Source organism: Flagellimonas amoyensis (genome assembly GCF_003058265.1).
Taxonomy (GTDB): domain Bacteria; phylum Bacteroidota; class Bacteroidia; order Flavobacteriales; family Flavobacteriaceae; genus Flagellimonas; species Flagellimonas amoyensis.
Map to the genome: position 1 here is coordinate 21688 of NZ_QBUK01000011.1, position 26720 is coordinate 48407.

Consider the following 26720-nt stretch of genomic DNA (forward strand, 5'->3'; position numbering starts at 1 on the left):
TTTTTATTTTGAGTTAGTTTTTGATAAATGCCCTAGTGAATTTGAACACTAGGGCATTACTTTTATGTGTACACGACAACCAAACCAAATAACAAAATGACGAAAACAGGAGATATTGCCCCCAAGAGATTATTATCCATAGACATACTCAGAGGCTTTGACATGCTGATGATCATCTTTGCGGACCATTTTTTTTACAATTTGAACGAGGGAGTCCAGTCAGGAGCCACACAGTTATTGGCCGAACAGTTTTCCCATCCCGACTGGTTCGGTTTTCATTTCTACGATATCATAATGCCCCTTTTCCTTTTTGTGGTAGGTGCCGTCATCCCTTTTTCCATGGACAAAAGAATACGGGAAGCCAATACCAAGGCAAGCCTTTATCCCCACATCATCAGGAGATTTATCATTCTATTCATTCTTGGCTGGATCGTTCAGGGCAACCTATTGCATTTTGACATTGACCAATTCAAGGTTTTCAGCAATACGCTACAGGCCATTGCCGTAGGGTATCTTTTCTCCTGTATGGCCTACATCCACCTTGGAAAAAAAGCCAGATATGTGCTGTTCTCACTATGTCTTGTCATCTACACCTTAGTATTGGAATTTGCCCATGTTCCAGGCATCGGTAGCAGTGAGTTGATGCCCAACAAAAATATTGCCCTATACATTGACCAACTCATATTTGGCCGTTTTGATGATGGCTACCAATACACTTGGCTTTTGACAGGTCTTGGATTCACGGCAACCACCCTATCAGGTCTTTTTGCCGGAGAGCTATTAAAATCAAGGCCCCAGAGCAACAGGACCACTTACATATTGACCTTGATCGGGATCATCGGGATTTTATTGGCCCTAGTTTTGGATCTTTGGCATCCTATTGTCAAAAAAATCTGGACCAGTTCCTTCGTACTGCTCTCCTCGGGAATCTGCTTCATCCTCTTGGCGCTTTTCTATTGGATCGTGGACATCAAAGGGTACATCAAATGGTCATTCCCTTTAAAAGTAATTGGAACGAACGCTATCACGGCCTATGTACTCTCGCATGTGATCCATTTTCCTACCATTGCAAAACAGTTGCTCTTTGGTCTGGAACAATATACAGGCCCACTTTATGAGGCATTGACCTCCTTGGGCGGTTTTCTAATGCTTTATCTGCTTCTCTGGTATATGTACAAAAACAAGACCTTCATAAAAATATGAAGGTCTTGTTTCTTTCATAGGGCCGGAATTCCCGAATGTCCGTTTGGACAATGATCTAAAAATGATACCTCACAAACGCTTCCATGGCGGCATAACTTGCCAAGCCAAGTTGCTGGTACTTTTTGGCTGTGTCCTTGTTTCGATCCTCGGCACGGACCCAGAATTCCCTTAAGTCCTCTCCTTGGAACATGACCCCATCTTTTTGGGTCTGGTGGTAAAATATGGCCTTACGCTTGCGAAGCACTTGCTCTGGACTCATGGGTACCGCCATTTCTATTTCGTGGATATCCCACTCATGCCATGCACCCCTGTACAACCACACCCAACAATCGGTCATAAACGGCTTCTCCCTCAAATCCTTCAGGGACTCAAAAAGAGCTTCCAGACAGACACGATGGGTACCGTGAGGATCTGCCAAATCACCCGCAGCATAGATCTGGTGGGGTTTTATTTCCTCTATGATATTGTTCATGATCTCAACATCCGCCTCTCCCAATGGATTTTTCTTGATGGTGCCCGTCTCATAGAAAGGCAAGTCCAAAAAGTGGACCTGACTATCCGGAATGCCAAGAAAACGTGTGGCCCCAAGACTTTCCGCCCTTCTGATATTCCCTTTTACCTTTCTGACCAGTTCTGAATCATAATCCTCACTTGTCTTCTCTTGGATATCCCTGATCATCTGGGAAAAAAGACCATCTTGATCCATGCTGTTCGCCACTTCCGCAACCTTGATGGCCTCGTGGTCCGCCACAGCAATGTTACCCGAAGTCTGGTAGGCAATATGGACCTCGTGTCCCTGAGCCACCAAACGATCAAAAGTACCTCCCATGGATATCACATCGTCATCTGGGTGTGGACTGAATATGATCACCCGCTTCCTGGCTGGTTCAGCCCGTTCAGGTCGATGGGTATCGTCCGCATTGGGTTTGCCCCCCGGCCATCCGGTAATGGTATGTTGCAGCCTATTGAACGTCTTTATATTGATGTCATATGAAGACTGTTCGGAACTGAGCAAATCGGACATACCCGATTCGTTGTAATCCTTGTCAGTTAGCTGGAGTACCGGTTTATCCTTCTTGGTACTGAGCCATACGACTGCTTTGTGGGTAAGGTCCTCGTTCCAGTCGCAAGTACGCACCAACCATGGCGTATCTATCCGGGTAAGTTGTGCAGCGGCTTCTTTGTCGAGCACAAAAGTGGTATTGCCATGCTCTTGCAGATAGGTGGCAGGTACTTCGGAACTTACCTCCCCTTCTATGGTCTCCCTGACCACTTCCGACTTGTTCTGTCCCCACGCCAAGAGTACAATGCGCTTGGCCTTTCGTATTGTGCCAATCCCCATGGTGATGGCCTTTCTGGGCACATTGTCCAACCCTTTGAAGGCCGGCGCGGCATCTACTCGGGTAATATGGTCCAAGGTGATGTCCCGAGTGGCAGAATTCAAGTGAGATCCAGGCTCATTGAAACCAATATGGCCCGTCCTACCAATTCCCAAAAGTTGAAAATCCAGTCCTCCTGCTTCCGCTATTTTTCCCTCATAAGCCTTGCAATATTCCTTCACCTCTTCCAATGGCACCATGCCGTCAGGTACATTTACATTTAAAGGGTCGATATCCACATGATCGAACAAATGTTGGTACATAAAGTAATGATAACTCTGTATGTTGTTTCTTTCCATCGGATGGTACTCATCCAAATTGAAGGTCACCACATTTTTAAAGCTAAGTCCCTCTTCCCTGTGCATGCGCACCAATTCTTCATAAACCTTGATGGGTGAAGAACCTGTGGCAAGGCCCAATACACACTTTTGTCCACTGGCTGCTCTTTGCCGAATCAGATCCGCTATCTCTTGGGCCACTAGTTGTGATCCTTGCCTGGAATCTTCAAATATGACGTTGTGGATTTTTTCAAAACGGGTCTCTTCAAACTGGCCCGCAGGTTGATACGTTATCGCCTTTGATCTTGTATGTGTTTCCATTTTGCGTTCTTATTATAATCTGTCCTTTATTTATTCCAAGTTTTCCTTTATACTTTTCCACAATAGGAGCAGTATTGTTCCTGTTGCCATGGCCAAAAGGGTCAGGAGTGTGGCCCAGAACCATCTGCCATAGATCCAATATCCAACGGCAAAAAGACTACTGTAAATCATGATAGATCCTACCAGCATAGCCAGAATACCACTTGGAACGCTCCATTTTTTGCCTGTCTCCAGTTCCACGCCATCAACATTGGCATCCTCCACAACCTTCTTCCATCCAGGTCCACCAGGCCGTATCTTTTCATAAAAATGATACAATACCCTGTTATTCTCCGGTGGTGTGATGTAGGTAGCCACCAGCCAAGCCAAAGTGGTCACCAAAACCACAACAATATATTCGGACCAATCCGGCATGATACCGGTATCCTTTGCGAAGAGATATGTGCCGATAGGAGTAAGTTTCAAGATCAAGGAAAGTGCCCCTGAGACGAACATGGCCGTAATCTCACTCCATGCATTGATGCGCCACCAAAACCATCTGAGGATAAAGATCAGCCCTGTACCCGCACCAAACACGAGCAGTATCTCAAAAAGTTGAAGTGCATTTTGCAACAAAAGGGCCAAGAGTGCGCTCAGCACCATCAGTCCTACCGTGGCCAATCGCCCTACGCGCACCAATTGCTTTTCTGACGCCTCAGGATTGATACGTTGTTTGTAAAAATCATATACAATGTATGAGGAACCCCAATTGAGTTGGGTGGATATTGTGGACATGTAAGCGGCCACCAAGGATGCCAGAACAAGCCCCAACAGTCCTGTCGGAAGTTTGGTAAGCATGGCCGAATAAGCCAAGTCGTGGCCCAGTTTATCATCGGAAACTATAGGAAATGCCCTTTGCAGGCTTTCTAGGTCGGGAAAGACCACCAATGAGGCCAAGGCCACTAAAATCCAGGGCCAAGGACGAACGGCATAGTGCATGATATTGAAAAAGAAGGTGGCCCCAATGGCATGTTTCTCATTCTTTGCCGAAAGCATACGCTGGGCGATATATCCCCCACCTCCGGGCTCGGCCCCAGGATACCATGAACTCCACCACTGCACGGCCAATGGGATGATCAGAAGTGGGATCAATGATCCCATATCGTTGACATCCGGCACTATTTCCAGCTTATCCTTGACTTCTTCGTGTGAAAACAGGGCATCCAACCCTCCCACTTCGGGAAGGTTCACGAGATAATATGCGGCCCCGACCGCCCCGGCCATGGCCACAAAGAACAGTACAAAATCGGTATAGACCACTCCCTTGAACCCTCCCACAGCACTGAAGGTCACGGTGATCAGTCCTGCTGAGACCACTGTTTGCCATGGTTCCAGACCTAACATGATACCTCCTATCTTAATGGCTGCCAAGGTAACGGCCGACATGGTGATGACATTGAAGATGACCCCAAGATAAATGGCCCTGAAGCCCCTCAAAAATCGAGCAGGTTTCCCTCCATACCTCAGTTCATAAAACTCAAGGTCAGTATTTACATTGGATCTTCTCCATAGTCCGGCATAGATGAAAACCGTCAAAAGTCCCGTCAAAAGAAATGCCCACCAGACCCAGTTCCCGGATACGCCATTGGTCCTTACGATATCTGTTACCAGATTTGGCGTATCGGTGGAAAAGGTGGTGGCGACCATGGACATGCCCAACAACCACCAGGGCATGGACCGTCCCGATAGAAAATATTCAGCGCTGCTCCTACCGGAACTCTTGGACACATAAAGACCTATGCCCAAGGTTATGGCGAAAAAACTAAAAATGATGATGTAATCCCAAAAGTCCAATGCTACCATAGAATCCTATTTTTTTAAATACTCTTGTTCATAATATGCAATGGTCTCTGCCAAAGCACTGTCCAAATCATACTTTGGAACATATCCCAAAGACCTGAATTTGGTCACATCCGATTGTGAATGCTTAACATCCCCTGCCCTTTCGGGTTTAAAAATGATCTGCGATTTTGAGCCTGTCAACGAAACAATTTTGGTGGCCAACTCCAAGATACTTGTACTGTGCCCCAAGGCAACATTGTAGACTTGGTCTCCCTTTTCCAATGCGAACAGATTGGCAGAAACCACGTCTTTGACATAAACAAAGTCCCTAGTCTGTTCCCCATCACCATAAATGGTCAAGGGTTCGTTCAAAAGTGCTTTCTGGATAAAGATGGGAACAGCCGCGGCATAAGTGGACTTGGGGTTTTGTCTGGGGCCAAAAACGTTGAAATAACGCAAAGAGGCCGTGGGGACATTCCATTGGTCGGCATACATCCGTAGATAAAACTCCCCATCCAACTTGGTCACCGCATAGGGCGTCATGGGTTCTGGAAGCATGTTCTCCACCTTTGGCAATGTAGGGTTGTTGCCATAAATGGCCGCCGAACTGGAAAGGATCACTTTGCACCCTGGGGTCTCTTTAGCAGCATCCAACACATTCAAAGTTCCTTGCACATTGATCTGCAGACATTCCTCCATCAACTGTAACGACTCCGGTACACTGACCAATGCCGCAAGGTGGAAGATTCCTTTGGCCTCCTTGGCCAAGGATGTTATCGCCTGCTGGTTACGAATGTCTTCTTCCACAAAATCAACATCCAAATGTGCAATGTTTTTTTGAAAACCTGTTCTCAGGCTATCTACCACCACAACCTTATGTCCCTGTGCGCACAGAGCTTCTGCTATGTGGCTCCCTATAAAACCAGCCCCTCCGGTAATGATGTATTTATCCATGCTTCAGGCTTTCTTCCCAATCCAAGATGGGATAGTGTTTTTCGAGGTAATTTTTCACATCGATGATGTCTTCTTTGGCCGTAAGGTCCGGAACATGTTCCGACATTGGGATGCCTATGGCTGTTTCCGGATACTCTCCCAACATGTTCAGAAGGGCCGTGGGCAGTTCTTTTTCATTCCGTTGTGGATGGACCGGACAGTTTTTCAAATATGGGGCCATTTTTACCCCATCAAAAGTAAAGGCGTTCATACTTACCCGTAACTTACCCATGGCATCCTTGTAGGCATCTATTTGGTCAGCTTCGGGTTTTTCCATAATATCCATCAGATATCCCTTTTCATTGAGCTTTACCAGTGCAAAACGGGAAATCCGTTCTTCCGGAAATTCCATGGCATCCCGATCATATGCGATAAAGGCATTGGGTTCTTCGGTATTTCGCAAAGCCTTGAATGCTTCCACCGAGTAGAGGTTATCGCTGTTGCAAACGGAATATCTTCTGGTGTTCAGTTCCGGGAACTGTTCTGTGGTTTGATAGAGGGCATCTGCCGTACCAAATGGCTTTACCCTGTCCTTTGGGACATATTGGGTAGCAAAGTAAATTTCCATTCCGTGGAACATTCCCCCGCTTTTACCGGAACCATAGAATTCCCTAAAAAGTTGTCCATTTTCTCCAATGACGATATAAATTTTGGTGTAGCCCGCCTTTTTCGCATTATAGAGCACATAATCCAGTAAGGGACGGCCTTGCTGCCCTACCCCTATCAATCCTTTGCTACGCTCGTTTGCCTGTTTGATATCCTCTGCGCTCAACCCTTCTTGTTGGGCAGCTTCCTTTTTCATCCTTGAGGATGCGCCACCGGCCAGAATCACTAAACTTGAAATTGGGTCCATTTTTATTTTTTTGATTTGATTATACTAGCTCCAGGGTCCACATTCACGGCATAGGCATCTTTGGCACCTGCCTTTTTCAAAGCGGCTATCACCTTTTCCTGTTCTTCCTCCCGGGCCAAGACCACAATACTTCCTCCCCTGCCCGAACCAACGATCTTGGCGCCAAGAGCTCCCGCATCCAAGGCTCCTTCCACCATCTCATCAATGAGCGGAAGGGTGATATGCAGGTAATCCCTGAGTACCATGTGGTGTTCGTTCATCAAACTTCCGATCTTTTCAAAATCCAATGTAGGTTTTCGGAATTCCAGCAACGCACGCTGTGTCACATCATGGTTCAAAACAGCTGCCTCGAAATAGATTTTTAGGTCCTCGGGGACAAGTTCCATATAGGTTGAAAAAGTTTCCCTTGAAGCTTGTTTTATATCAAACCCCGGTATGCTTTCCCCTACCTTGTTGATGGCCAATTGGGCCTTCTGCCGAAGCTCTCCCAATACACCGGTAGTTTCTTTGGGGATTCCCGATTCGGCCACAATAAGTCCGGGTAGTTTCTTGTGAAATACCTCATAGGAAAGATCTTCACCTGTTTCGAGGTAAATAATGTTTCCAAGGCCAATACTGTACTGATCCATTTTACCGCCGGGAAATCCATGATATTTGACTTCCGCTTCATATGCTATCCTTGAAATGAACTCATTGGTAATGGGCTCATCACACCCAAATGCTGTGACCAAGAACTGTATCCAGGACATAATAACGGCACTTGAACTTGAGGTACCCGCGTTGATGGCTATATTTCCCGAAAGGGTAATGTCATAACCTTGATCGGGCACACAGCCATGTGTTTCCAAAACCCGGAGTGCGGCCATAAAATAGTCACCCTTTTCGGCAGGTCTGCCAACTGACCGCAAATCTATGGTCCTCTGTTCGCCAATATCCGGTTTATCAATAAAAAGTACATTCCTTGTATTTTTCTTGGCCCATAGGCTAATATGCCTGTCAATTGCACAGGCGATAACGGGCAGTCCCAAGTAATCTTGGTGGTCTCCGAACAAACAGGTCCGACCTGGGGACTGGACAATGATATCATGCAGGTCCAAATCAGTATATAACAAATTGTTTATCACTTACTTATATTTTACAATCAACTTATTAAAGCTAAGGTTCAGCCTTGATTTTGGTGCAATATATAAAAAAATGTGTACGTACACACTAATTTAGTGTTATCGTTCACATGATTTAGTTTTTCATTTTAGATATATTTGTTGGAAATGAAGAGAAAAATCACAATTAAGGACATCGCCAAAGTGGCCAATGTTTCCATAGGCACTGTGGACAGGGTGATACACAATAGGGGTAAAGTTTCGGAAAAAGCCCTTCAAAAAGTCAATGATGCCCTCAAAGAACTGGATTATAAAGCCAACCCTTTGGCCCGCTCCCTAAAAAACAATGTGGTGTATACCATTTCCATACTCATCCCCGATCCGCAAAAGGATTCGTATTGGCTTCCTTGCCAACAGGGCATCATGGAAATAATAACAGAGTATGAAGCTTTCGATGTTGATATTTCCGTCCACTATTTTGATCCTTCCGAGCCTGAATCATTCTCGCAAATTGGTGCCAGACTGATCGGTAAATCTCCGGATGCCGTATTGTTTGTTCCTCTTTTTGAGCGGGAAAGTGATGTCCTCTTACAGAAGTTGAACAAAAAGGACATCCTATCCGCAACTTTCAACAGTTTGCCCAGAAACCATGTTGACCAACACGTGGGGCAGGACCTTTACTTGAGTGGGAGGGTCGGTGCCAAGCTCATAAGTGATTTTCTACATCCTTCGACATCAAAAATAGGTGTCGTCCATATTGATGAAGCTTTCAACAATGCCATACATATGCAGCAAAAAGAAGAAGGTTTCAAATCTTTTTACGAGACCTATGCCACCAAGTATGACATATTTACCAAAACCATCAATACGGATAATATCCATAGCACTCTATTGGATTTTATAGAGAGCCATGGTGTGAATGTCTTCTTTGTGACCACTTCAAAAACCTATGAAGTTGCCCGTACTCTTGAACTATTGAACAAAAATGGGATTGTAGTGGGTTATGACCTACTTCAGGAGAACATTAAATACCTGACCGAAGGTAAAATCCAATTCCTGATCCATCAAGCACCCCGAATGCAAGCTTCCTTGTCCCTTAAGAGTCTTGTGGAGAAATTATTGTTCAAAAAGGAGTATCCCAAAAAGCAATTTCTTCCCATTGAGATCATCAATTCTGAAAACGTCAAAAGTTATCTCTGACCAAAATAGGTCACGAATTTTCACCTTTTAAAGTCCAGCATCAGAAAAGGGCTATATCAAGATCAACCCAAGATTTCTTTGAAAAGGCTTTGGTCTGCCGCTACAATGGTATTGTTATACATGGCATCGAGGCCCATCTGTACGCAAAGGGCAGCCATAGCTCCTGTTTTGGCATTGGGGATAGGTAGCGTATTATCCACGATATTGTCCCTAAAATCGATCAATGCCTGTTTGCTGGGGTCTTCATGATCCAACAGAACAGGAATGCCCCTTCCCTCGTCCCAGTTCAAGGTGGCCCCTGAAACCCCATCGATCTCACCCATTTCCTTTTGGTAACTGCCCTCGGGGTAGAACCAAGCCTTCACATAGTCCAGTACATAAGCGCCCTTGTCGCCCAACACCTTTATTTTGTAATCGCCCATGGCATTGCTGGTCAAGCAAGTAAATGTGGCCCTCACGCCTTGCGGATAACTGTAGATCAGGTGGATGTTGTCATAGGTTTCCCTACCGTCCTTCCAGTAGTCTATACCGCCCATGCCCATCACTTTTTCGGGCATGGAGCCCAACACCCAATTGGCAAAATCCAACTGGTGCGAACAGAGTTCGGCCAAAAGGCCACCGGAAAACTCTTTATACATACGCCAATTGATCATCCGCTCCCATTTGGGGTCCGGAACGGACCTTCGCCAGTTTCCATTTCGGTTCCATTGGCATTCAAAGGCGGTTATTTTTCCTATTTTCCCTTTTTTGATCTCATCCACGATATGGGTATACAATCGGGAACTATGGTATTGGTGACCTGTCTGAAATATCCTGTCCGAGGTATCCGCTGCTTGGACCAATTCCTTAATGCCCCCATAGCCCTTGGCCATGGTCTTTTCGCCATACGCATGTTTGCCAGCCTTTAGCGCATCGACCACAATCTGGGAATGCGTACTGAACGGCGTGGCCACCAAAACGGCATCCACATCCTTGTCGTCCAACAATTTCCGATAGTCCGAATAGCCCTTTGCTTTTCCATCCACCTTTGCCAATCCAGAACTGAGTCTGAAAGGAATAATATCACTGCAGGCGACTACCCGCATGTTCGGGATTTGGTTGATAAAGGGAATCATTCCTCCGCCACGGTCCCCTGTGCCGATGACCCCTACATTGATGGTCTCGTTGGCATTCGGGGCTCCATATCCCAAAACGGTAGGGGCGTACAGGGCGGCCGATCCGGCCAAACTTCCTTTAACAATAAAATCACGTCGCTTCATGCTGTTTTAGAGTGTGGGTTCCCATCCATTTTCATACGCTCTTTTCCAACTTTCCATGGCTTTCTCACTGTTCAGCACCTTGCCTGTTTTGGAGTCTATGTTGAGGGTATGTCCTGCATCCTGAGCCATATTTCCCAAATGACAGAGCATGGTAGAAACACTGGCTTCATTGATGTCGGAATTCAAAGATATATCTTTTCGGATGGCATTGAAGAAATTGGCGACATGATCAATGTCCAAGCCTCCAATACCCTGGGTGTTCAACGTGGCACTGATAGAACCCTCTTTTTCTTCTTTGATCAGATTACCGGCCAGATCATATAGTTTGTAAAAATTACGATCCAACTCGATCACTCCCTTACTACCATAAATGGTAGCTCCCCTACCTGGTCTTTGGGGTTTCATGATGCCCCGGCTATGGGACGTCCAGGTGATGAATTTGTCATCGGCAAAGGTATAGGTGACCTGCTGGTTGTCCACAAATTCCCAGTCATCGTCATAGGTATATTTTCCGCCGAACGAAGTGACCGTTTCGGGCAGGTTCACCCCCAGTGCCCAGCGACAGATATCGATCTCGTGGGTCCCGTTGTTGTGGATTTCGCCAGTGCCCCAATTTCTGAACCAATGCCAGTTATAAGGGTGGATGTTGTCCCTGTAACCTTCGCGGGGTGCAGGGCCTTGCCAAAGTTCCCAATCCAGGGTCTGTGGCACAGCTATCGCCTTTCCTTTACCGATGGATTCCCTACTGTTCGAATAGTAGGCCTCTCCCTTGAACACCTCTCCGATCACTCCATTGCGTATATCATCGACAGCCATCTTGGACGTCTTGGCAGACCGTTGCTGGTTGCCCATCTGTACCTTTTTGCCATATTTATTCTGTGCAGCCACAAGAAGTTCATTTTCATGGGGATTGTGACTACATGGTTTTTCCACATACACATGTTTTCCTGCCTGAAGGGCCAAGATGGCCATGGGGGCATGCCAATGCTCGGGCGTGGCAATAAAAACCGCATCCACATCCTTGTCCTCCAACACCTTACGGAAGTCCTTTTCAACTTTGGGCACATAACCTATATGCTCTTTGCACCACGCATTGTGCGCTTCAATGATGTTGTCGTCCACATCGCAGTTGTACAGGATCTTTGCATTGGGATCTTGATGGATGGCCAATACATGGGCCTTGGCCCTGCTCCTAACACCGATCACGGCACAGTTGATATGGTCGTTGGCACCCAAAATTCGGGCATTGGCCCATGAAGGAAATGCCAATCCGCCCAAAGTGACGGCAGCGGTCCCTGTTGTTGTCTTTTTGATGAAATCGCGTCTTGTTCCCATATTACTGTTCGTTGTTGATGGATTTAATTTTGATGTTCTTGAAACTTACCCTGTCCCCATGATCTTGTAATAAAATTGGGCCTTGGGGAGCTTCGCCAAAATTGGGCCATACCACATACTTGCTTTCGGAGACCAATTTTTTGAAATCATCACTTCCCCGTTCGTATTCCAGGACTTTCATTCCGTTGAGCCAATGCTCCACATGGTTGTCCTTGGAAACGATATGGGCCGTGTTCCATTCCCCAATGGGGTTTGCAGGTTTGTTGGGGTCTGCCTTGATCAGATCATACAAAGAGGACAACGTACGGCTTCCTTCATGGTTGCCAAGTTTGGCATCGGGGTGTCTTTCGTCATCCAAAATCTGGTATTCCAGGCCAATGGACGATCCGGGGCCTTTGTTCAGATCGGTGTTCACATAATATTTGATACCGCTGTTGGCACCTTCGGTCAGTTTGAAATCGACCATAAGTTCAAAATCGGCATAAAGATCGATGGTGACAATGTCCCCTCCTGCTGCCGATTCCTCTCCACCCGAAGACAGAACGGTCAACACGCCATTCTCCATTTCCCAACCTTTATCCGGAAAACTGTCCAAACGGGCACCTCTCCAACCTTTTGAGGTCTTACCGTCCCAAAGGAGTTTCCAACCATTCTTTGCCTCATCAATGGTGAGCTGGTTTTTGGTCACAACGGGAGCCAAAGGCATTTCCTTAGTGTACTTGGAAAGGCTATCGGTCAAGATCTTGATGTTTCGCCAAGCAATCTCGGTACCTTCTTTCTGATCTTTACCAATGCTGTGCACTTGAAGGGCGATAAATCCACTTGGGGTCTTATCGTCTATCAAATGGGCTGCGGGCACCCCATTGATCCAAGTTTTAAGGGTATCCCCTATGGCTTCGATACGGTAATGGTTCCAATCGTTTTGCTTGAAAGCTTTCTGTGCCTCTGGATTGTTGTCCAAAGTGACGAGCCAACCCCTTCGGCCCTCATCGTAAATGCCTGCGCTCCAAGCTCTATCCGAAGGATCTATCTCAATTTGATAGCCATGCACCCTACCATTTTGGTAATGGGGAAAACTGTTGCTCCTGATCTGGATTCCCGAATTCATGGTGGAATCCACTTTATAGTCCAATTCCAAAATGAAGTCATCGTACATCTTGTCCGTGGTCAAAAAGGAATTGGGCGTGTCATGGACCGTAGTTCCAACGACCGCTGCTTCTTTTACCTCATAATGGGCGGTGCCGCCTTTTTGGGTCCAGCCCTCCAGCGCCGCTCCATCAAAAAGGTCCACCCACGGGGTATCATCCTTTGGGGATTCTTCACAGGCCCCTACCAAAAGAAGGCCCAGTGCCAAATACATTACTTTGTTCATTCTATGTGCCATTTTAAAAAAAATTAATTTCAAATCAGTTCAGTACTATTAAGAATATGTCGGCATGGATCGCTCCACACCCAGCATGAGTCCCCTCAACTCGGCCAAACCCCTAAGGCGGCCTATGGCCGAATATCCGGGATTGGTGTGCTTGTTGAGGTCATCCAGCATTTGATGTCCATGATCGGGTCGCATGGGTATCCAATGGTCCTTGCGGCCCACTTGTCTTCGTCTGTGTTGTTCTTTCAGGGCCCTTTGTACGATATCGAACATATCCACATCCCCTTCCAAGTGGTTGGCCTCGTGAAAATTACCGTTACCGTCCCGCTGTGTGCTCCGTAAGTGCAGAAAATGGATCCTTTCCGCAAATTGATCGAGCATGTCCCCCAAATCGTTATCGGCCCTGACCCCCAACGAACCTGTACAGAAAGTGAAGCCATTGTGCAAAGAGGGCACTTCCGAAAATAGGTGTTGGTAATCCGAAGCGGTACACATGATCCTGGGCAGGCCCAAGATTGAGAAGGGCGGGTCATCGGGGTGGATACACATCCGAACTCCACATTCTTCGGCCACGGGAATCACTTCCTTTAGGAAATGGATCAAATTGTTCCGCATCGCATCTGCATCAATATGGGCATAGGTGTCCAAAATGGATTGGAACTTTGCAAGCCCATCCCCTTGTTGTGGGTCCAGATAGCCTTCCGAAGATCCTGGCAATCCCGCTATGATGTTCTTGGTCAACGCTTGAATGGCCTCTTTGGACATTCCTTCAAAGTGCAGTCTTGCCGCGGTCACTTGTTCCTGTGTATAGCTTTCTTCCGCACGGGAGCGTTTCAAAATGAACAGGTCAAACGCAGCCAGGGCATTAAACTCAAAGGCCAGCGCCTTGGAGCCATCTGCCACTTCATAGGCCAAATCGGTCCGGGTCCAGTCCAAAACAGGCATGAAATTGTAGCACACCACTTCAACTCCGCATTGGGCCAAATGGGCCAGGCTCTTTTTGTAATTTTTGATATGGGCTTCAAAATGGCCCGACCGGGTCTTGATATTTTCGTGTACCGGAAGGGATTCCACCACGGACCACCTTAGTCCTTCGGCTTCGATAACGGCCTTACGCTCCGCAATCCTTTCCACGGGCCATATCTCGCCATTGGGGATATCGTGCAGGGCCGTGACTATTCCAGTGGCCCCTGCCATTTTGATGTCTTTCAATGATACGGGGTCTGACGGGCCGTACCAACGCCACGTCTGTTCCAGCCCCATATGGTTTTTATGTTCCTTATACACCGCTAAATGCATTAAATCCACCATCGATAGGTATGATGGTTCCTGTTACAAAACTGGCCGCATCGCTGATGAGCCAATGGACCGCACCGTGCAATTCGTCCGCCTTTCCAAATCGTTTCATGGGAGTGTTCGCGATAATGGTCTTGCCCCTATCGGTATAGCTCCCATCCTCTTTTAGCAAAAGGTTGCGGTTCTGGTTGCTGATAAAAAATCCGGGGGCAATGGCATTGACCCGCAATCCTTCCCCAAATTTCAAGGCCAGTTCGGTGGCCATCCATTTGGTAAAATTGTCGATGGCCGCTTTGGACACGGAATAGCCCACCACACGGGTCAATGCCCTAGTGGCCGCCATGGAGGATATGTTCAGGATGCATCCCCGGCCTTGGTCGGCCATTTGCTTTCCAAAAACCAGGGAAGGGACCACAGAACCATCCAAGTTCAGTTCGGAGACTTTTCTAAAATCGTCCATCTCCAAATCGAATATGTTCTGCCCCTCACCTATCACGGCTCCGGGCAAGTTCCCCCCTGCCGCATTGATCAGCACATCCAATTTTCCCCAAGTCCCGACAACCATATCCTTTACTTTTTCCAAGAAATCCCTGTCGAGGACATTTCCTGCAAAACCCATCACATCTGGGTATACCTTTTTTAGCTGCCCCACTTTGTCTTCCACCTTTGCCTCAGTTTGTCCCAAAAGAATGACTTTCGCGCCTTCCCCCAGCAGATATTCGGCCATACTTCCACCAAGAATACCTGTTCCGCCCGTGATCAGGATCACTCTTCCCGATATATTGAACAACTCATTTCCCATCTCGTCTAACAAATCAAAATCTTTGATAATTCTTTCTTCAAAAGTTATTTCTGTGTACCTTTGACACATTTGCTAAATTATGTGTTTTGTTCCACGAAAAAAAACAAATGGCCAATAAAAATAGTCACACACCTAAAATTCCTCAAAATTATCAAGTAAACACTGATTCGTTCGCTTGCCCCATAACCACGGATATCGCTGTTTTTGGGTATGTTGACAATCGCTTGAAGCTGCTATTGACCAAAAGAACTGTCGGCGACTTTACCGATCATTGGTTGCTGCCCGGAGGCGTTATGGAGGCGGATGAGACGCTTCAAGATTGCGCCAACAAGATCTTATTTGCCCTCACGGGGGTGAAGGACATCCATTTTGAGCAAGTGAAAGTATATTCGGCCTTGGACAGGCACCCCATCAAACGGGTCATCACGGTCTCGTTCTATGCCATGGTGAAGCCGGGGGACCATCCGCTTTCCCTAAAGGGAAATGTGGAACAGATTGAATGGTTCGATATTGATGACATCCCCAAAAATCTGGGGTTCGACCATGCCCAGATCATCCATGATGCCCATCAATTTTTAAAGAGCAACCTCAAGGATAGGCTTATAGTGGGCGAACTGCTGCCCAAGACCTTCACCCTGACCGAACTGCAAAAGCTCTATGAGGATATTTTGGGCCTTGAACTGGACAAGCGGAACTTTAGGAAGCGTATCTTCCAAATGGATATCCTTAAAAGCACTGGTAAAGTGAAAACTGGAGTAAAGGGTGGTCCTATGCTCTACGAACTGGAATAGTATTTTACTCCTATTTAATCCCGTTCAATTTCTTGATCAAGTCCACTTCATCCTGTCGATAGGGCGTTCCGTCCTTCCTGAAAATATCGTGGAACCACTCTACAGGCTCTTCACCACTCTCTATGGGCGTGTCCCATTGGTAAATGGTATTGGTCTTTCCCTTGACCAATCCCCAATTGATGGCCCCAATGTTTTCCTTTTTCAACATGGGCATGGTGTTGGAGAAACGGCTGTTTCGTGTACGTGCCATGTATTCGGTACAGATCATGGGTCTTCCATGGGTCCTTAACAGCTCTATGATCAGTTTATGGTCTTCAGGAGAGCCATAATGATGATAGGTGATGATATCGGAGTTGAGTGCCTGGAACGCATTCAGGTCCACCAATCCCCATGACCATATCCCTGCAGATAGGGGCTGTGATGGGTTTACTTCCCTCGCCCATTTGAATATGGCCTGCAACAAAGGCATGGAATCGTTCCCTTTTCCGGAGTTGCCCGGTTCGTTGTAGAGATCCCAAAGCAAAATCCTGTCATCGTTCTTGAAGGTCTCCAATACATCTTTCACATAGGTTTCCAAAAAAGGAAAATTGGCAGGTTCTTTGGAAGCGGGATCTCCCGGATCCTGCATCCACCCAGAATTGTGGGTGCCGGTTTTGGGCTCCGGTTGTTTTCCCACTTTGGGTTCCTTGCCCCAAACATCATCAAAGAACACGAACATGGTCTTTATGCCCCGCTTTGCTGAAATATCCAGATAGGTGTCCATCCGTTCCTTGAACCCTTTGGGGTCTTGTTTGTAGGCCAGACTGTGAAGGTACACCCGCATCACGTTCATGCCAACACCTTGGGCATAACCCAATTCCCTATCGATGGTAGCGGGATCAAAAGTATCGCCTTGCCACATTTCCAACTGGTTGATGGCATTGCTGGGGATAAAATCGGCCCCATTGAGCCATGGGTATTGCGCATACCATTTTTCGGCCTTTTCAATGGGCCATTTTTCATTTTGGGTGGATTGTGCCGATATGAGTGCGGATAGCATCAAAAAGACAATTGCAGTTGTTTTCTTTGTTCCCATTTCTTTCTTTTAGGTTGTTGAGATTTGATGATAGATCTGAAAAAATCATTTGAATATACAAAAATCCCTGACTTGGGTTTGGTTAGGCAATCTTGATCCTCAAATTGATTATTGATTTATTCCTATTTACGAAATCATTTACAATCAAACCTATTTACATGGAAATACCACCAAAGCGTATTGGAGTGAAATGAAAATTCGATAAAAAAACATTTTTTTATCGCAATACGATATATTATTATATATTTGCAGCAATAAACAAGATTTCAGAAAAATGAAAAAAACGGCATTGGTTTCCAAAGTCCTATATATGATCACAAGGGTCTTGGCCTGGTTGTATCTGATTACAGGTCTATATGGTGCTTTTAGTTGGATCAGCAAAACCAACATCCAAGTACAAGGCTACCAAACAATCATCAATTTCCCTTTCACGGACAGCTCATTTTTGATTTTGGACAGTAACACTCCTTATTTGCTGTTTGCATTTTTGCTGCCCGTTTTCTCCTATACCCTATTTTTTTGGCTGCTCTCCAAAGTGTTCAAGGTGTTCTTCCAAAACAGGTTGTTCACCTTGGGGAATATTGGCCACCTGAAACGATTTTACTTGGTCAACCTTTTTTTGCCAGCATTGCTGATTGCCCTCTCTTCGTTTTTCATCGAAATTGAAAATGAAATGTACCTGATAGCGGTTCTGCACCTGTTCCTTGGGATTTTCATTTTTATCATATCAGAGATCTTCAACCAAGGACTTACCTTGCAAAACGAACAGGACCTATATATTTAAAGTATGCCAATTATTATCAATATCGATGTGATGCTCGCCAAGCGAAAGATGAAAAGTATGGACTTGGCCGAAGCCATTGGCATTACACCTGCAAATTTGTCCGTGCTCAAAAACGGAAAGGCCAAGGGCGTAAGATTCGAAACCCTCGAAGCGATATGCAAAGCCCTAGATTGTAAACCTGGAGACATCATCGACTATGTAGAATAGCCTCTGCTTTAAATACAATACCATGAATACATTGAAAATTGACAATGTATCCCTTGCCTATAGCAACGGATACCAGGCACTTACTGCCATAAATTTAGAGATTGGGAACGGTATATTTGGGTTACTGGGACCCAACGGGGCTGGGAAATCCTCTCTCATGAAAACCATCGTTGGGCTACAACGACCAACAGAAGGAGAACTCCACTTCAACGAATCCAATATTGTCAAAAATCCACTTGACTTGCAAAAGTACCTAGGCTTTCTTCCACAATATTTTGGGGTCTATCCCAAGGTTTCTGCCTACAATTTGCTGGATCATTTGGCCCAATTAAAAGGTGTTCTCCACAAACAACAACGCCATGGGCAAATCATCAATCTTCTACAAAAGGTCAATCTGCTGGATGTCAAAAACAAGGAAGTCCACACTTTTTCCGGTGGTATGAAACAACGTTTTGGGGTGGCACAGGCATTGCTCGGGGATCCAAAGATCGTGATCGTTGATGAACCCACCGCGGGATTGGACCCAGAGGAGCGAAACCGTTTCAATACCTTATTGAGTGAGATCAGTGAGGACATTATCATTGTGCTGTCTACCCATTTGGTGGAAGATGTTCGGAATCTTTGCTCCACCATGGCCATCATCAAAAAAGGGAGGATCGTTTCCCAAGGCACTCCAAATGATTTCATTGCGCAATTGAATGAAAAGCTGTGGAGAAAACCCATCAAAAAATCCGAACTGCCACAAATCGAGGCTGCTCACAGGGTCATCAGCAAACAACTCATAGAGAAGGTTATGCACGTTACGGTGTATGCTGATGATTGCCCAAAAGGTTTCCACAGCATAATACCCAGTTTGGAGGATGTTTACTTTAATCATTTATAAAACACCAAGGCATGGGCACCATTTTTTTTAACGATATCCGTATGGCTTTGTGGCAAAAAGCCACATACGGCGCCATAATCGTCTATTTGGCCATTGGTTTTTGGGTGGGGTATAGGCTCAATATTTCTGTCGGAGACGATCTTGCGGTCAATGCTCCCTACGCTGTTGGGTTCATGATAGGGCTAATGAGCTTGACCATTATCTTAATGGCTACGGTATTGGCTTTTGCTGTCTTGTTCAAGGAATCTGATGCCAACTTTGGCTTGATTGTATTCTCTACCCCGGTCCAAAAACATGGCTTTGCCTTAATGCGCTTCTGTTCTTTCTTTGTATTGACATTGCTTGGTTTTTTCCTTTTGATAGTGGCCTATATAATCGGGCTCCATGTACAGTCGTCAAGCCAAATGAACGTTGGTTTTCACCTTTGGCATTATCTGTACCCCTTTGCCCTTTTTGGGATTACCAACACTCTATTGGTGTGTTGCATTTTGTTTTTCGTAGCGCAAAAGTTCCAAAACAAACTCTTGGTGGCCGTTACGGGACTGTTTCTATACATTGTGTACATGGTGTCCATGGTCTTCACCAATGCCCCTTTCATGGCACAATCCTTGCCACAATCACTGATGGCACAACATATTTCGGCGCTGGTGGACGTGTTCGGCCTTTCCGCATATTTTTTTGAAGCCAAGGATTTGACCGTAGATCAGCGGAACCTTGGAGTGGTTCCATTTTCCAATTTCTTGTTGATCAATAGATGGGGTATTGCCGTTCTTTCTTTTGGAGTGTTGTATTTGGGCGTTCGAGCATTTTCGTTTTTGCCCATTTATAAAAGCAAAGTGAAAAAGAAAACCATTCCATTGCGGTTGGAGCATGCCCATATCCCCTTTATTGCTGCGGACACATGGTTCCATCCAAATACCCAATGGCGGGCCATTGTATCCTTCATAAAAATTGACATGATTTATCTGTTCAAGAGTATTGCTTTGGTTGCCGTTTCGGTCCTGCTCTTATTTTATGTGGGCATGGAAATGTATGGTGATATTGATATGGGAATCCGGATGCCACAGCTATACGCCAGCTCAGGGCTTTTGGCCCAAACCATCAACTCCACTTTTTATTTTATCGGGGCATTGGTCATGGTATATTTCGTAAACGACATCTATTGGCGCAGCAATGCCTCTGGGTTTTCAATCATTCAGGACACGACCTATTATGCGAAGGAAAAATGGATGGGGCATGTGGGCAGCATCGTCATCTTGGTAGGTTACCTCACAGGATTGATGATCTTTGAGGCCTTGATCTTTCAGCTATTGTTCCATTATTCCGTAGTGGATTGGCAGGCCTATTTTGGTGTCGTGGTCTTCAACACCTTGCCCTTAATGTTATTATCGTTCCTCTTGCTTTTGATCAACAGCATCACCCAGAAGAAATCCCTTGCATTGGGCATTTCCATTTTGGTGTTCTTGATCTTTGCCACTCCAATATCCAAAAGCCTTATTACTAACCCCGTACTGCGTTTTTTATCTGGGTACAGTGGGCCCTATAGCGACTTTTTGGGTTATGGTCCTTACTTGAGTTCATTCTTATGGCGATTGGTCTTTGGATTTGCCTTAATCATGGCACTCTTTTTTATCTATCGTTGGTTAAGGTCACAACAAAGAAAGACCATAAAACTGTTAGGGGTTTTGGCTTGTCTGCTCTTGGGAATCATAAGCAGCTCTCGCTTTCTGGATGGCTATAAAAAAAAGGGTGAGAATGATGAAATGACCGAAAGGGCCAGCTATGAAAAAACCTATAGAAATTATCAAAACAGTCCACAGCCGACCATATCCGATGTTACCGCCCACATAGACCTCTTTCCTGAAAGTCAGGCTTATCGTATCAAGGGAAGTTACGTGATCAAAAACAAACAAACACGGTCCATCGACTCCATTCTTTTAAACGTCCCGAAAGATTTTGAATTGGTCTCCCTTACCTATCAGCACAGAAACGAACAGCACAAAATAGGCACACACATCTCGGAGATCCATTTAAAAGAAGGGTTGTCGCCACAGGATTCAGCTAGGCTGGCATTTGAATTACGATACCAATGGAAGCCTATCAACGGTCATGAATCCTTTAATGCCATTCTCAGAAACGGTTCCTTTATGCGGATCAGTCGATTCTTTCCGATGTTCGGTTATGATGAGGGCAGGGAGATTTCAGATATTGAACTGCGCAAGACACAAGAGTTGGGAGAGGCAACCCCTTTGACTATATTGGAGGCCAAAAAAATCAAAGTGGATGATTTTATAGACCTTTCCCTACAAATTTCCACTCCCGAAGACCAGATTGCCATGGGCACGGGAGAGTTAAAAAGGCAATGGAAAAGTGAGGGGCGAAACTATTTCGAGTATCGAGCAGATGCCATACCGTTTCGATTTGCAGTAGCTTCGGCAGCATATGCTACGAAAGAAGTTGACCACAACGGTGTTGCCATAAGGGTGTTACATAACCCTGGGCATAATCAAAATGTAGACCATTTGATTGCCAATACCAAACTGGCGTTGGATTATTGCATCCAAAATTTTGGTCCTTATCCTTTTAGATCGGTCACCTTTGCAGAGGTCTCCGCTTTCACCAAAGGTTTTGCAGGGACAGCTTATCCAGCAGTCATCTATATGACCGAGAACATGACTTTCAATGCCAACATAAATACTGAGCAAAATCAAGATGTGGTCAATGAACTTGCCGGGCATGAAGTTGCCCATTTTTGGTGGGGCACCAACCAAATCGACCCTGATTATCGTGAAGGACATGCGATGCTAACTGAGAGTCTGGCGATGTATACTGAAATGATGCTCTACAAACAGATGTACGGCAAAGCCAAAATGATGGAACGAGTGTCCATACACCGGCAGATCTATGAAGCGGAGAAGGGGTTTCATGAAGAAAGTTCACTGCTAAAAGTCAGTACTGAAAATCTTCATATAGCCTACTCCAGAGGAGCTGTTGTCTTTGTGGAACTGAGCGAGCTGATTGGGGAGCAACAATTGAATTTGGCATTGAAGAAATTTCTGGAAAAACATGGTTACCCCAACGCCAAACCTATTTCAACAGATCTATTGCATGAGATCCTAGAGGTTTCCGATGAAGGGTATCATCGAAAAATCTTGAGCCTTTTCGAAGAAAAAACCATTCCCAATACCACATCCGATATACATGATGATAAGTGTAAAATAGGTTCTTCCCTCCATTTAGCATCCATCTAAGATGGAAGGTAATGACAGAAACTTCAATTTATACTCCCGGTGCGATTGGGTTATTGCCAAAAATCGGGAACAATTCTCATTCTGCACAAATATACAAATGGTCTTCCCCTGTTTCCACCATGTCTATCCCTCCTAGGCCCAAAGTGTTCACCGTGCCCCGAAAGGCATCGGCCATCATGGTCCGTACCGCCGAAGTGTTCATCAAATGTTTGGCCTGTGCTTCAACAGCGGCCATAATCTGCCGCTCAAAATAAACGGTAAGGCCGGGCATGAAGGCCTGGACGGGACCATTGACCGCAAAGTGTCCCTTTAATTTGGTCCCCATAGTCTCAAAAGCAATGGAATTGCCATGCACGATAGGCCGGAGTTCGATGATGAGTTCCCTGTTGCCCAACCAATTGATGTCAGGGGCACGGCTGTCTTCATATCGGTCTATACATCCGGGGCATCTGCCCTTGATCTCACTTCCGTCCCCCTCAAAGGAAATCTTCAGATAAAACCTTCTGGACTCTTCATCAAAGGAGGCCTCGGCCTTGGTGGAGCTCACATCGTTCATAAAATACAACCAGTCGTGCCCTGGTTTTTCAACCTTATATTCAGAAATCGACAGTCTCTGGGTACTCCCATTAAAACGGATATAAGAAGCCTCCCTGTCCAATTTTATGCTCAATGTATTGGCCACTCTACTGGTAAGAACACTATTTACACTTGCCGCAGCCAATGGCCTACATCCTGTGGTCTTGACAATCTCTGCCGTGGCCCGTTCGGTATTTGTCCTTACGGCTTGTACTGTCGGCTTGCTCTCCACCGGTTTATTGATCTTGGTGACTGTTGTCCTCTTTTTGGGCACCAATTGTGCCTGCCCCATCTGAGGGCTTAGACAGAGCATCACAATTAAAAGGCTGTACATTTTTTTCATGGTTTCGTGTTTTATTTTATTCATGTTTTTAGTCCCTCTACTGGAAGGGTATATATCAATTAGGCAGTATCAAAAGTTCTACCCTTCTGTTTTTTTGCCGGTTTTCATCGCTGTCATTGGGCGCTATGGGCTGGCCATCCCCGTGTCCCTTTATCTCCCATTTGAATTGGGTCGCAGTCGCCTTCATCAAGGTCTTTAGAAGCACTCCCACACTGTTGGCCCTTTGTTCCGACAACTTGTTATTGGCTTGGACACTGCCCACATTATCGGTATGGCCTTCCACGATAATGGTTCCTTTACCAATCTCAGCAATCTGTGGAATCAGTTCCTTGAGCAAGGCTTCTGCTTCTGGCCTGAGTTCATATTTACCAAATTCAAACAACACGGAACTGTCCAGGTTCAACCTTAGGGCACCCCCGATCGCTGCTACGGCATCCACATCTGCCCCGGGCACACCACTCGGTGTTGCCAAATCGGTAAGTCGGACATAGGTAAAGGTCTCGCCTGGTTTCACATAATCATGGATATCCACCATGGCGGTGCCCCCTTTGATTTTACCGACCTCCAACCAATTGCTCCCATCTTTGGACAGTTCAAGAATTGTGGGTTCGATGGCTCCTGACTCAAAAACATACAGGTCTGGGCCGTTGACATCGGTGATGGCATTATCGGTAAACTGCAATGTCAGCACACCTCTTAGGCCTATATTGCACATGAGGGGGTTCACTTGGCCCTTATCTTCTGGCAGATCAGGTTCGTGCAAGGCACCTTCTGGATACATCCCTCCCGTTCCGGCCACAAATTCCACGACTTCATCTGCAAAGGAACGTTCACCCAATGGGAGATAGATGAGTTGGTTACGGGTGTCCCTGTAGGTATTGCCCATTTCATCGGATTTTTCCGAATACCAGCTGGGATTGAGTTTAAAAAATGCTGCCCTGGCACTGGTGGATCCCTTCATGAACTTTTCCACGTTCTTTTGCTGTTTTTCCTTGCTCTTTTGAACCAGTGCTTTGAAATTGGGAGAAGCATTGGCATCCAATAGAGCTGCTTCCACTTCTTTGCCATAAACAGGGTCCGCAAGGCTCATGGCCTGCTTTTCATTCAAGATGGGAGGTTGTTTCCCGATACCCTGCAACAGATCAACCTCCTTAGGATCGATTCCATAATGATCCGCCAATTTTTGACGGGCCTCTTCAGGTTCCATTCGCTTCAGTTCTTGGTACAGTCCCTTTCCTGCGACGCTGTTGAGTATGTTTCCACTGGGATGTCCTTTTAGCTCTTCTTCAAAAAAGCTGTCCGTATAGGGGTTGTTGGGCTTGCCCTTTTTGGAATTTGGTGGGCTAACGATTTTTTGGATGACATCATTTATGGCCTTGAGGTCAGCCCCTTCTGTCTGTGATAGAATTATTGTGAATTTTGAAACATCTGTGGTTATCTTGGTATCAGAAATGACTATGGCCTCACCCATCTCCGGATATTGTTCCAACATGGCTTTCAATGCATCCATATCAGTTTTTGAAAGACTGCTTTTATCGACCGATACTTCCCTCCCCATCATCAAAGAGAAAATGGTGGCAGGATCTTTGGTCGAACCAGCAGGGGCGCGTTTTGAAAGCTCATCGACATCCACTCCGAACAGTTCGTTCAACTTGGTTGTGCCATCTTCATCTTCCAGGGCATCGGTATCATTTGGTGTCGTTTCCAAATCTGCACCAACTTTGCCCTCTTCCTTTCCCTTGCAAGAAAAGTTGAGCGTTAGCAAGACGACCACTATATAGATTGTTTGTTTCATCATTGTCCAATTCGTTTCATTTCTTTGCTACATCCATCGGAATTGTTGTCCCTGTATACATTGTCCTCGATGGTAATGCTCACTTTTTTCCAGGTTTCTTGCCCAGTGGTATTGCGCCATTTCACCAAACCTGTGTAGGTACCCAACTCTTTCTGGACTACCTTATACCCTATTTCATCTTGCGTAAACCGATACTTTTCCAGACCGCCCAACTGGGCATATCGACCTATGATCTCACCGCTTTTTTGTTTGGTAAAAGTCACCACGCGACCATCACAACCTTCCCATGAACCCACAATGTCCTTATCCATTGTAGTGACAGGAATGTTGGAAGATGTTGTTTTGCAGCTCTGCCAAAAGATGGTGACAAAGACCAAAAACAAAATCTGCATGAATGACCTTATATGTTCAATCTTTCCTTGCATACTTTTCCTTCATGAACTCAAAATACATGTAGCCAAATCGGTCATACCAATCCTCCACTCCATATTTGGCCTCACAGATATTGAGCTCCATCATGGCATCGGCAAGGTCTTGGAGCATTTCAGCATATTTATTGTCATAGGCCTTTTCGAGTTCCTCCACAGATTTTTCAATTTTGATACGCTCTGCCTGCCACGCCAATCCAGCCACACCATGCACACCCGAGGCATTGTCCCCAAAAGCAATGGCGGCATTGCTGAACTTTTTGGTGCACTTATAAATGGTCGCCAATCGGTCAAATAAGTAGCGTTTCTCATTGAACTTTTGTCTTGCTTCCAAAAAACAGCTGGCACATTCCTCATTTTCCCCTTCCACAATTCTTCCCCTATCATCAACCGTGATCTCCGAACAGATGGAAGGAATGGTAGGTGCCCCTGCTGGTGGGGCCGAGTTGATACAGTCGCTCAACCCAGTATAGGAGGTGTACAGGTTTTTGACCGTGCTCCAGGTAGATTGGATATTGGCAATGGTCTTGCCCAAGTTTTCAATCCCTTTTCTCACTCCAGCCCGCTCACTCTGCAGGATTTCCATCTCCTCTTTTAACATATCCTGATCGTGTTCGAATTTGGTTTTCCAATTTTCGAACTGTTCCATGGTCATTACATTTCCGCCCCAATGTTGTTGGGCATGACTCCCAATGGAAAACATCAGCATAAAACAAAGCAGCATGGTCGTGTCCTTCCCTTTTCTGCCCAGCAATTTTCCAGCCAGCAGACCTATGACCAAGAGGGCCACCCCGAGGGCAATGTACAAGAAGGTATTGCTTCCATTTCCTTCCTTGGACCCATCGGCAGCAACATCGCTTATGGCTGCTTTATCGCTAGATTTCATCTCATTTTCATTGATGGGCCGGAATGCGCTTCCCAGATATGCTTTCTTTTCAGGACTGGCCAGTACGGTAATATTGTACAGGGAGTTCTTGGGAGCATCTGTTTCTACCTTGATGCCGAACTTGCCCTCAGCTCGCAGCTTGAAGCGGACCATATTGTCCTCGGAAGATGCCGTACTCTTTTTGTTGTACTCATCGTTCCATATATCTTGGTTCAAACTAACCTCCAAAGGGCTACCGTCCATACTGGTGACCAACACGTCCACAAATTGGAACAGGGAGTGTCCCGTGACAAAGTGGTACATCACCGAATCCGTGACCCGGTTGAAATACACGATACCCTTCTCTCCTTCATGCCCCTTTCTAGTGTCCGCCATAAGCTTTAACTCCATGGGCTTTATACTTTTGTCCAAGGTATAGGGCTGTGCAAGTGCCTGTATTATTCCCACAAAAAGGAATCCAAACAACAATATGTTTTTCAATGGTCCCAT

General features: G+C 45.9%; 22 protein-coding genes. 7 read left to right on the plus strand and 15 right to left on the minus strand.

Going from position 1 to position 26720, the window contains the following annotated elements; all coding sequences use genetic code 11:
- The first annotated feature begins 96 nt into the window (after window positions 1-96).
- A complete protein-coding gene (locus DB398_RS15065; RefSeq protein WP_108425283.1) occupies window positions 97-1203 on the plus strand; it encodes an acyltransferase family protein in 1107 nt (368 codons plus the stop codon).
- Window positions 1204-1258: 55 nt separating this feature from the next.
- Here the strand turns inward: DB398_RS15065 and nagB are convergent, their stop codons facing one another.
- From nagB to DB398_RS15090, 5 genes are read right to left on the minus strand one after another with little or no spacing between them, the layout of a single operon-like run.
- Window positions 1259-3181: a glucosamine-6-phosphate deaminase gene (gene nagB / locus DB398_RS15070; RefSeq protein WP_108425284.1), complete on the minus strand. Its 1923-nt coding sequence runs from the start codon at window positions 3179-3181 to the stop codon at window positions 1259-1261.
- A 30-nt stretch (window positions 3182-3211) separates the two neighbouring features.
- Window positions 3212-5023 (minus strand): sodium:solute symporter family protein, encoded by a 1812-nt coding sequence (locus tag DB398_RS15075; RefSeq protein WP_108425285.1) that lies wholly within the window; start codon window positions 5021-5023, stop codon window positions 3212-3214.
- A gap of 6 nt (window positions 5024-5029) precedes the next feature.
- A complete protein-coding gene (locus DB398_RS15080) occupies window positions 5030-5956 on the minus strand; it encodes an SDR family NAD(P)-dependent oxidoreductase (RefSeq protein ID WP_108425286.1) in 927 nt (308 codons plus the stop codon).
- The gene (locus tag DB398_RS15085; protein ID WP_108425287.1) at window positions 5949-6848 is read right to left on the minus strand and encodes a sugar phosphate nucleotidyltransferase; all 900 of its coding nucleotides are present in this window, start codon (window positions 6846-6848) and stop codon (window positions 5949-5951) included. Before DB398_RS15085 ends, DB398_RS15080 begins: the two co-directional genes overlap by 8 nt.
- 2 nt (window positions 6849-6850) lie before the next feature.
- On the minus strand, window positions 6851-7972 hold the full coding sequence (locus DB398_RS15090) for a GHMP family kinase ATP-binding protein (RefSeq protein ID WP_234416341.1): 1122 nt from the start codon (window positions 7970-7972) through the stop codon (window positions 6851-6853).
- Window positions 7973-8116: 144 nt separating this feature from the next.
- Between DB398_RS15090 and DB398_RS15095 the strand changes: the two genes are divergently transcribed.
- Window positions 8117-9148, plus strand: coding sequence for a LacI family DNA-binding transcriptional regulator (locus DB398_RS15095; RefSeq protein ID WP_108425288.1), 1032 nt, complete (start codon window positions 8117-8119; stop codon window positions 9146-9148).
- A 62-nt stretch (window positions 9149-9210) separates the two neighbouring features.
- Here DB398_RS15095 and DB398_RS15100 read toward each other — a convergent pair whose 3' ends face one another.
- From DB398_RS15100 to DB398_RS15120, 5 genes are read right to left on the minus strand one after another with little or no spacing between them, the layout of a single operon-like run.
- The gene (locus tag DB398_RS15100; protein WP_108425289.1) at window positions 9211-10407 is read right to left on the minus strand and encodes a Gfo/Idh/MocA family protein; all 1197 of its coding nucleotides are present in this window, start codon (window positions 10405-10407) and stop codon (window positions 9211-9213) included.
- Between the two features lie 6 nt (window positions 10408-10413).
- Entirely contained in the window at window positions 10414-11742 is a 1329-nt protein-coding gene (locus tag DB398_RS15105; protein ID WP_108425290.1) for a Gfo/Idh/MocA family oxidoreductase, read from the minus strand.
- Window position 11743: 1 nt separating this feature from the next.
- Window positions 11744-13114, minus strand: coding sequence for a 3-keto-disaccharide hydrolase (locus tag DB398_RS15110; protein ID WP_108425291.1), 1371 nt, complete (start codon window positions 13112-13114; stop codon window positions 11744-11746).
- Window positions 13115-13162: 48 nt separating this feature from the next.
- Window positions 13163-14377 (minus strand): mannonate dehydratase, encoded by a 1215-nt coding sequence (gene uxuA, locus DB398_RS15115; RefSeq protein WP_108425361.1) that lies wholly within the window; start codon window positions 14375-14377, stop codon window positions 13163-13165.
- A gap of 16 nt (window positions 14378-14393) precedes the next feature.
- Complete coding sequence (locus DB398_RS15120; protein WP_313777794.1) at window positions 14394-15224, minus strand: SDR family oxidoreductase; 831 nt, start codon at window positions 15222-15224, stop codon at window positions 14394-14396.
- Between the two features lie 95 nt (window positions 15225-15319).
- Here DB398_RS15120 and DB398_RS15125 point away from each other — a divergent pair, with 95 nt between their 5' ends.
- Window positions 15320-16003: an NUDIX hydrolase gene (locus tag DB398_RS15125; RefSeq protein ID WP_262497752.1), complete on the plus strand. Its 684-nt coding sequence runs from the start codon at window positions 15320-15322 to the stop codon at window positions 16001-16003.
- Window positions 16004-16013: 10 nt separating this feature from the next.
- On the opposite strand, the gene DB398_RS15130 is transcribed toward DB398_RS15125, so the two are convergent.
- Window positions 16014-17078 carry a cellulase family glycosylhydrolase gene (locus tag DB398_RS15130; protein WP_108425293.1) on the minus strand — a complete coding sequence of 355 codons (1065 nt, stop codon included), beginning with the start codon at window positions 17076-17078 and terminating at the stop codon, window positions 16014-16016.
- A 274-nt stretch (window positions 17079-17352) separates the two neighbouring features.
- Here DB398_RS15130 and DB398_RS15135 point away from each other — a divergent pair, with 274 nt between their 5' ends.
- From DB398_RS15135 to DB398_RS15150, 4 genes are read left to right on the plus strand one after another with little or no spacing between them, the layout of a single operon-like run.
- Window positions 17353-17862, plus strand: coding sequence for a DUF2975 domain-containing protein (locus tag DB398_RS15135; protein ID WP_108425294.1), 510 nt, complete (start codon window positions 17353-17355; stop codon window positions 17860-17862).
- Window positions 17863-17865: 3 nt separating this feature from the next.
- On the plus strand, window positions 17866-18069 hold the full coding sequence (locus DB398_RS15140; RefSeq protein WP_072882958.1) for a helix-turn-helix domain-containing protein: 204 nt from the start codon (window positions 17866-17868) through the stop codon (window positions 18067-18069).
- A 22-nt stretch (window positions 18070-18091) separates the two neighbouring features.
- The gene (locus DB398_RS15145; RefSeq protein ID WP_108425295.1) at window positions 18092-18952 is read left to right on the plus strand and encodes an ABC transporter ATP-binding protein; all 861 of its coding nucleotides are present in this window, start codon (window positions 18092-18094) and stop codon (window positions 18950-18952) included.
- A gap of 11 nt (window positions 18953-18963) precedes the next feature.
- Complete coding sequence (locus DB398_RS15150; RefSeq protein ID WP_108425296.1) at window positions 18964-22203, plus strand: M1 family aminopeptidase; 3240 nt, start codon at window positions 18964-18966, stop codon at window positions 22201-22203.
- Window positions 22204-22279: 76 nt separating this feature from the next.
- Here DB398_RS15150 and DB398_RS15155 read toward each other — a convergent pair whose 3' ends face one another.
- The 4 genes from DB398_RS15155 to DB398_RS15170 are packed head-to-tail and all read right to left on the minus strand — an operon-like array spanning window position 22280 to window position 26720.
- Window positions 22280-23122 (minus strand): hypothetical protein, encoded by an 843-nt coding sequence (locus tag DB398_RS15155; RefSeq protein ID WP_159076463.1) that lies wholly within the window; start codon window positions 23120-23122, stop codon window positions 22280-22282.
- 55 nt (window positions 23123-23177) lie between these two features.
- Window positions 23178-24920 carry an OmpA family protein gene (locus DB398_RS15160; protein WP_108425298.1) on the minus strand — a complete coding sequence of 581 codons (1743 nt, stop codon included), beginning with the start codon at window positions 24918-24920 and terminating at the stop codon, window positions 23178-23180.
- Entirely contained in the window at window positions 24917-25309 is a 393-nt protein-coding gene (locus DB398_RS15165; RefSeq protein WP_159076464.1) for a hypothetical protein, read from the minus strand. The genes DB398_RS15160 and DB398_RS15165 overlap by 4 nt, the downstream gene beginning before the upstream one ends.
- 16 nt (window positions 25310-25325) lie before the next feature.
- Window positions 25326-26720 carry a hypothetical protein gene (locus tag DB398_RS15170; protein ID WP_108425300.1) on the minus strand — a complete coding sequence of 465 codons (1395 nt, stop codon included), beginning with the start codon at window positions 26718-26720 and terminating at the stop codon, window positions 25326-25328.